The organism is Lactobacillus sp. A27, from assembly GCF_016742815.1.
Taxonomy (GTDB): Bacteria; Bacillota; Bacilli; order Lactobacillales; family Lactobacillaceae; genus Lactobacillus; species Lactobacillus gallinarum.
In genome coordinates this window covers 1-378 of sequence record NZ_JAEHNT010000128.1, presented here as the reverse complement: position 1 = coordinate 378, position 378 = coordinate 1, and the positions used below count along the sequence as shown (strand labels likewise).

Below are 378 nucleotides of genomic sequence, written 5' to 3'. Positions count from 1 at the left end.
AAGGCTTAACTCCGAAAGAATATCGGAATCAAGCCTCTATTAATCCTGTATTTTAAACTGTCTAATTTTTAGGTCTCAGTTCAAAGAAAACAGAACTTTCTTTTTATTTTTCATTTTAATACCTTCTTGCTACTTATTATAAGGTAAGAAAAAAGAGATCATAACGAATATGATCTCTTTTCTTCATTTATCTACGGAGTGTGAGGGATTTGAACCCTCGATACAGGTATAAGCCCGTATACATGATTTCCAATCATGCTCCTTAAGCCACTCGGACAACACTCCATACAAGAGTACTCCGGCTGTCAGACTCGAACTGACGACATCTTGATTAACAGTCAAGCGCTCTACCAACTGAGCTAAGCCGGAATATTAAAA

General features: G+C 36.8%; 2 tRNA genes. Both read right to left on the bottom strand.

Annotation, left to right across the window (positions count from 1 at the left end):
- Positions 1 to 194: 194 nt before the first annotated feature.
- Positions 195 to 285 (bottom strand) — tRNA-Ser (locus JEM49_RS10310).
- 11 nt (positions 286 to 296) lie between these two features.
- A tRNA-Asn gene (locus tag JEM49_RS10305) sits at positions 297 to 369 on the bottom strand.
- Positions 370 to 378 lie beyond the last annotated feature (9 nt).